The organism is Thermus sp. (assembly GCF_056332225.1).
In genome coordinates, this window is sequence record NZ_JBWGQW010000022.1 from 24,530 (window position 1) to 31,022 (window position 6,493).

The 6,493-nt window shown below is 69.0% G+C and carries 4 protein-coding genes; 3 read left to right on the plus strand and 1 reads right to left on the minus strand.

Features of this window, described 5'->3' with window-relative positions; translation table 11 throughout:
* The first annotated feature begins 8 nt into the window (after positions 1 to 8).
* Both clpP and clpX read left to right on the plus strand, forming a co-directional pair.
* A complete protein-coding gene (gene clpP / locus AC01Y6_RS06065) occupies positions 9 to 593 on the plus strand; it encodes an ATP-dependent Clp endopeptidase proteolytic subunit ClpP (protein ID WP_347241477.1) in 585 nt (194 codons plus the stop codon).
* On the plus strand, positions 580 to 1,779 hold the full coding sequence (clpX, locus tag AC01Y6_RS06070; protein WP_428721944.1) for an ATP-dependent Clp protease ATP-binding subunit ClpX: 1,200 nt from the start codon (positions 580 to 582) through the stop codon (positions 1,777 to 1,779). Before clpP ends, clpX begins: the two co-directional genes overlap by 14 nt.
* Here the strand turns inward: clpX and AC01Y6_RS06075 are convergent.
* Entirely contained in the window at positions 1,776 to 3,302 is a 1,527-nt protein-coding gene (locus AC01Y6_RS06075) for a nicotinate phosphoribosyltransferase (protein WP_428721943.1), read from the minus strand. The two genes, clpX and AC01Y6_RS06075, sit on opposite strands and share 4 nt — an antisense overlap.
* A gap of 42 nt (positions 3,303 to 3,344) precedes the next feature.
* On the opposite strand from AC01Y6_RS06075, the gene metH reads away from it, so the two are divergent.
* On the plus strand, positions 3,345 to 6,493 hold a 3,149-nt coding region (gene metH, locus AC01Y6_RS06080; RefSeq protein WP_476670712.1), incomplete at its 3' end, for a methionine synthase.

Genomic DNA, 6,493 nt, shown 5'->3' on the forward strand with positions numbered 1-6,493 from the left:
GAGGCGGTATGGTGATCCCCTACGTCATTGAGCAGACCGCCCGCGGGGAGCGGGTCTACGACATCTACTCCCGCCTCCTCAAGGACCGCATCATCTTCCTGGGTACCCCCATAGACGCCCAGGTGGCCAACACCATCGTGGCCCAGCTCCTCTTCCTGGACGCCCAGAACCCCAACCAGGAGATCAAGCTCTACATCAACTCCCCCGGGGGCGAGGTGGACGCGGGCCTCGCCATCTACGACACCATGCAGTTCGTCCGGGCCCCCGTGTCCACCATCGTCATCGGCCTGGCGGCCAGCATGGCCGCGGTGATCCTGGCGGCGGGGGAGAAGGGGCGGCGCTACGCCCTGCCCCACTCCAAGGTGATGATCCACCAGCCCTGGGGCGGGGTGCGGGGCACGGCCAGCGACATCGCCATCCAGGCCCAGGAGATCCTGAAGGCCAAGAAGCTCCTCAACGAGATCCTGGCCAGGCACACCGGCCAGCCCCTGGAGAAGGTGGAGAAGGACACGGACCGGGACTACTACCTCTCGGCCCAGGAGGCCCTGGAGTACGGCCTCATCGACCAGGTGGTGACCCGTGAGGAAGCCTAGGCCCCATTGCAGCTTCTGCGGGAGGCGGCCTCCCGAGGTGGGGCGGCTTCTGGAAAGCCCCATTGAGGACGTCTACATCTGCGAGGACTGCGTGGAGCGGGCCCAGGAGATCCTGGCCCAGGAGGGGCGCTCCGCCCCCAAGGGGCCAAGCCGCCTGCCCAAGCCCCAGGAGATCAAGGCCCACCTGGACCAGTACGTGGTGGGGCAGGAGGCGGCGAAGCGGGCCCTAAGCGTGGCGGTCTACAACCACTACAAGCGCCTCCTCCACCCCGAGGCGGAGATCGGCAAAAGCAACATCCTCCTCATCGGCCCCACCGGCACGGGCAAGACCCTCCTCGCCGAGACCCTGGCCCGCTTCCTGGAGGTGCCCTTCGCCATCGCCGACGCCACCACCCTCACCGAGGCCGGGTACGTGGGCGAGGACGTGGAGAACGTCCTCCTGCGCCTTTTGCAGAACGCCGACTTCGATGTGGAGCGGGCGGAGATGGGGATCGTCTACATCGACGAGATCGACAAGATCGCCCGCAAGTCGGAAAACCCCTCCCTCACCCGGGACGTCTCCGGGGAGGGGGTGCAGCAGGCCCTTCTGAAGATCATTGAGGGGACCATCGCCAACGTCCCGCCCCAGGGGGGGAGGAAGCACCCCCACCAGGAGTTCATCCCGGTGAACACCAAGAACATCCTCTTCATCCTGGGCGGGGCCTTTGAGGGGCTGGAGAACATCGTCAAGGCCCGGGTGGGCCAGACGGCCATCGGCTTCACCGGGGGGCGGAAGGAGCGGGAGGAGCCCCTCGAGGTCATCCCCGAGGACCTGGTGAAGTTCGGCATGATCCCCGAGTTCGTGGGGCGGGCCCCCCTCATCGTCCAGCTCCACCCCCTTTCCGAGGACGACCTGGTGCGCATCCTCACCGAGCCCAAGAACGCCCTGGTGAAGCAGTACCAGGAGCTCTTCCGCATGGAGGGGATGGAGCTCCGCTTCACCCAGGCGGCCCTCAAGGAGGTGGCCCGGCGCGCCCTCAAGCGGGGCACCGGGGCGCGGGGCCTCAGGGCCATCCTGGAGAAGGCCATGGTGGACCTGATGTTTGAGGCCCCGGGGAGCGGGGTGCGGGAGCTCGTGGTGGACCTCCCCCACCTGGACAACCCCCTGAAGGCCCTGGAGGAGGCCAAGCTCCGCCAGGCCTCCTAAGCGCCTTCCAGCCTTCGCACCAGCTCCTCCTTCAGGGCGAAAAGCCGCTCCGTGAGGGAGACGTGGTAGACGTGGGGGTTCACGAGCCGCCGCACCCCGGGGTCCAGGAGGGCCACGTCCCGGTCCCGCCTCTCCCTGAGGGCGCTTAGGGGAACAGGGGGGAAAAGGCGCTTTCCCCCGCGGAAGGCCTCCTCCAGGAGGGCCTCGAGGGTGAACTCCCCGGGCCTCAAGGTGCGCCTCTTGGTGGGGTCCGTGGGGTGGCGGAGGGTGAGGGGGGCGTCCTCCCGCACCTCCTCCTCGGCCAGGGCCAAAAGGTCCGCGGTGGCGAGGCCCCGCCCGTCGTAGACCCGGAAGACCCGCTTGTGCCCTGGGTTCAGCACCTTCTCCAGGGAGTCCGAGATCTTCATGGCCGGGGCCCAGGTGCCGTTCTCCCGCACCGCCACCAGCTTGTAGACCATGCCTAAAGCGGGGTAGCCCCAGGAGACCACCATCCTCGTCCCCACCCCGTAGACCAGGCGCCTCAAGAGGTGGTCGGGGTCCACCCCGTAGCGGGGGGCCTCCTCCAGGATCTGGCTTTTGATCTGCCAGATGACGAGCTCGTCCAAGTCCCCGGAAAGCACGACCAGGACCTCGGGGAAGCCCGCCCGGTCTAGCTCCCTTGCCACCTGGATGGCGAGGTAGGCCAGGTCCCCGGAGTCTATCCGCACCCCCACGGGGCGGTGTCCCTTGCGCCTCAGGTCCTCAAAGACCCGGATGGCGTGGGGCAGGCCCGAGTGGAGGGTGTCCACGGTGTCCAGAAGGAGGATGGTGTCGTCGGGGAAGACCTCGGCGAAGGCCCGGAAGGCCTCCTCCTCGGAGTGGCCCAGGGCCAGGAAGGCCTGGACCAGGCTGTGGGCGTGGGTGCCGGAGGAGGGGAGGCCCAGGAGGTGGGAGAGGCTCACGGCGCTAGAGCGGTCCGCCCCTCCGATGAGGCTCGCCCGGGTGGCGCTCTCCCCGCCCTTAGAGGGGGCGCGGCGGAGGCCGAACTCCAGGACCACCGCCTCCCCCGCCGCCTCCCGCACCCGGCTCGCCTTGGTGGCGATGAGGGTCTCGTAGCTCAGGCGGTTCAGGAGAGCGGTCTCCAGGAGCTGGGCCTGGAGGAGGGGGCCCTCCACGCTCACCAGGGGCACCTGGGGGTGGGCCACCCGCCCCTCGGGGAGGGCCCTCAGGGTGAGGCCGGAAAACCCCCCCATGGCCTTCAGGTAGCGGAGGTAGTCCTCGGCGAAGAGGGGCTTCCCCGAGCGGCTTTTTAGCCCGCGGAGGGCCGCGATTTCCTCCTCGCCGAAGCGGGCCTCCTCCATCCAGCCTAGGAGGGGGTCCAGCCCGGCGAAGACGGCGTAGCCCGCCTGGTGGGCCCCGTAGTCGGGGTTTTTCCGGTAGAAGGCCTCAAAGAGGGCCTCCCGCTCGTGGAGGCCCGCGCGGAAGTAGACCTGGCCCATGGTGAGCTGGTAGAGGTCGGTGTAGAGGATGCCGAAGGGGTCCATGGGCCTAGCATATCCCCCCTTTTTTCGCTACACTAGCGGGATATGGTGGAGGTCCACGCCTGTAGCCCCGGTTGCCGCCACCACCTCGGGGGGGCGGGCTGGGGGGACGCCCCCTTGGTGCGCCTCGGCTACAACAAGGAGGCCCGGGCAAAGAAGTTCCCCTACCTCAAGGCCCTTCTGGAAAGGCCCCTGGTCTTTGACGGGGCCATGGGCACCGAGCTCCAGAAAAAGGACCTCACCCCCGAGGACTACGGCGGGGAGGCCTACTTCGGCTGCCCCGAGGTCCTGAACCGCACCCGGCCCGAGGTGGTGCGGGAGGTCCACCTGGCCTACCTCGAGGCCGGGGCCGAGGTCATCGAGACCAACACCTTCGGGGCGCTCCGCCATGTCCTCGCCGAGTACGGCCTGGGGGAGGAGGCGGAGGAACTCGCCTTCCTCGGGGCGAGGATTGCCCGGGAAGCCGCCGACCCTTACGGGGCCTTCGTGGCGGGGGCCCTGGGCCCGGGCACCAAGCTCGTCTCCCTGGGCCAGATCTCCTGGGACGAGCTCTACCGGGCCTACAAGGAGGCGGCCAGGGGGCTTCTAAGGGGCGGGGTGGACCTGATCCTTCTGGAAACGGCCCAGGACATCCTCCAGGTGCGCTGCGCCGTCCTCGCGGCGCGGGAGGCCATGGCCGAGGTGGGCCGGGAGGTGCCCCTCCAGGTCCAGGTGACCTTTGAGGCCACGGGTACCCTCCTCGTGGGCACGGACGAGCAGGCGGCCCTGGCGGCCCTGGAAAGCCTCCCCATAGACGTGGTGGGGATGAACTGCGCCACGGGCCCCGACCTCATGGACAGCAAGGTGCGCTACTTCGCCGAGCAGAGCACCCGCTTCGTGTCCTGCCTCCCGAACGCCGGCCTCCCCCGGAACGAGGGGGGGAGGGTGGTCTACGACCTCACCCCCGAGGAGCTCGCCCGGTGGCACCTCAAGTTCGTGGCCGAGTACGGGGTGAACGCCGTGGGGGGGTGCTGCGGCACGGGCCCTGAGCACATCAGGAAGGTGGCCGAGGCGGTGCGGGGGCTTTCCGTACGCCCAAGGCCCAAGACCTTCCCCCCCCAGGTGGCCTCCTTGTACCAGGCGGTCTCCTTGCGGCAGGAGGCGAGCCTGTTCCTCGTGGGGGAGAGGCTCAACGCCACGGGGAGCAAGCGCTTCCGGGAGATGCTCTTTGCCCGCGACCTCGAGGGCATCCTGGCCCTCGCCCGGGAGCAGGTGGAGGAGGGGGCCCACGCCTTGGACCTGAGCGTGGCCTGGACGGGGCGGGACGAGCTTGAGGACCTCAGGTGGCTCCTTCCAAGCCTTGCCACCGCCCTTACCGTTCCCGTCATGGTGGACTCCACCTCCCCCGAGGCCATGGAGCTCGCCCTCAAGCACCTCCCGGGCCGGGTCCTCCTGAACTCCGCCAACCTGGAGGACGGCCTGGAGCGCTTTGACCGGGTGGCCTCCCTGGCCAAGGCCCACGGGGCGGCCCTGGTGGTCCTCGCCATTGACGAGAAGGGGATGGCCAAGACCCGGGAGGAGAAGGTGCGGGTGGCCCTCCGCATGTACGAGCGCCTCACGGAGCACCACGGCCTCCGCCCCGAGGACCTCCTCTTTGACCTCCTCACCTTCCCCATCACCCAAGGGGACGAGGAAAGCCGCCCCCTGGCCAAGGAGACCCTCCTCGCCATGGAGGAGCTTAGGGAGAGGCTTCCCGGGGTGGGGTTCGTCCTCGGGGTCTCCAACGTCTCCTTCGGGCTCAAGCCCCGGGCGAGGCGGGTCCTCAACTCCGTCTTCCTGGACGAGGCGAGGAAAAGGGGCCTCACCGCGGCCATCGTGGACGCGGGGAAGATCCTCCCCATAAGCCAGATCCCCGAGGAGGCCTACGCCCTCGCCCTGGACCTCATCTACGACCGCAGGCGGGAGGGGTACGACCCCCTCCTCGCCTTCATGGCCTACTTTGAGGCCCACCAGGAGGACCCGGGGAAGAAGGAGGACGCCTTCCTCGCCCTTCCCCTCCTGGAAAGGCTCAAGCGCCGGGTGGTGGAGGGGAGGAAGGCGGGCCTCGAGGCCGACCTGGAGGAGGCCCTGAGGGCGGGGCACAAGCCCCTGGACCTCATCAACGGCCCCCTCCTTGCGGGGATGAAGGAGGTGGGGGACCTCTTCGGGGCGGGGAAGATGCAGCTTCCCTTCGTCCTCCAGGCCGCCGAGGTGATGAAGCGGGCGGTGGCCTACCTCGAGCCCCACATGGAGAAGAGGGGGGAGGGCAAGGGCACCCTGGTCCTCGCCACGGTGAAGGGGGACGTGCACGACATCGGCAAGAACCTGGTGGACATCATCCTCAGCAACAACGGCTACCGGGTGGTGAACCTGGGCATCAAGGTGCCCATTGAGGAGATCCTGAAGGCCGTGGAGGCGCACAAGCCCCACGCCGTGGGCATGTCGGGCCTTTTGGTGAAGAGCACCCTGGTGATGAAGGAGAACCTGGAGTACATGCGGGACCGGGGCTACACCCTCCCCGTGATCCTGGGCGGGGCCGCCCTCACCCGGAGCTACGTGGAGGAGCTAAGGGCCATCTACCCCAACGTCTACTACGCCGAGGACGCCTTTGAGGGCCTGAGGCTCATGGAGGAGCTCACGGGCCAGGCCCCTCCCGAGCTCACCCGGAAGGCCCCGCCCAAGCCCAAGCGGGAGGCCCCCAAGGTGGCGCCCCGCTCCCGTCCCGTGGGGGAGGCCCCCGCCGTCCCCAAGCCCCCCTTCTTCGGGGTGCGGGTGGAGGAGGGGCTGGACCTCGCCACCATCGCCCACTACGTGAACAAGCTGGCCCTCTACCGGGGGCAGTGGGGGTACAGCCGGAAAGGGCTTTCCCGGGAGGCGTGGCAGGCCCTGGTGGAGCGGGAGGCGGAGCCCCACTTCCGCCGCCTCCTAAAGGAAGCCCAGGAGGAGGGCTGGCTTGTCCCCAGGGTGCGCTACGGCTTCTTCCCCGCGGCCCGGGAGGGGGAGGAGCTTTGGGTCTTCAGCCCGGAGACGGGGGAGGTCCTGGAGCGCTTCCAATTTCCCCGGCAGAAGGGCGGGGGCCTGAGCCTCGTGGACTACTTCCGCCCCCGGTTTGCCGCGCCTTTGGGGGACGAGGCGGACTGGATGCCCAAGGAGGCCTTCCTGGCGGGGGCCCGGGA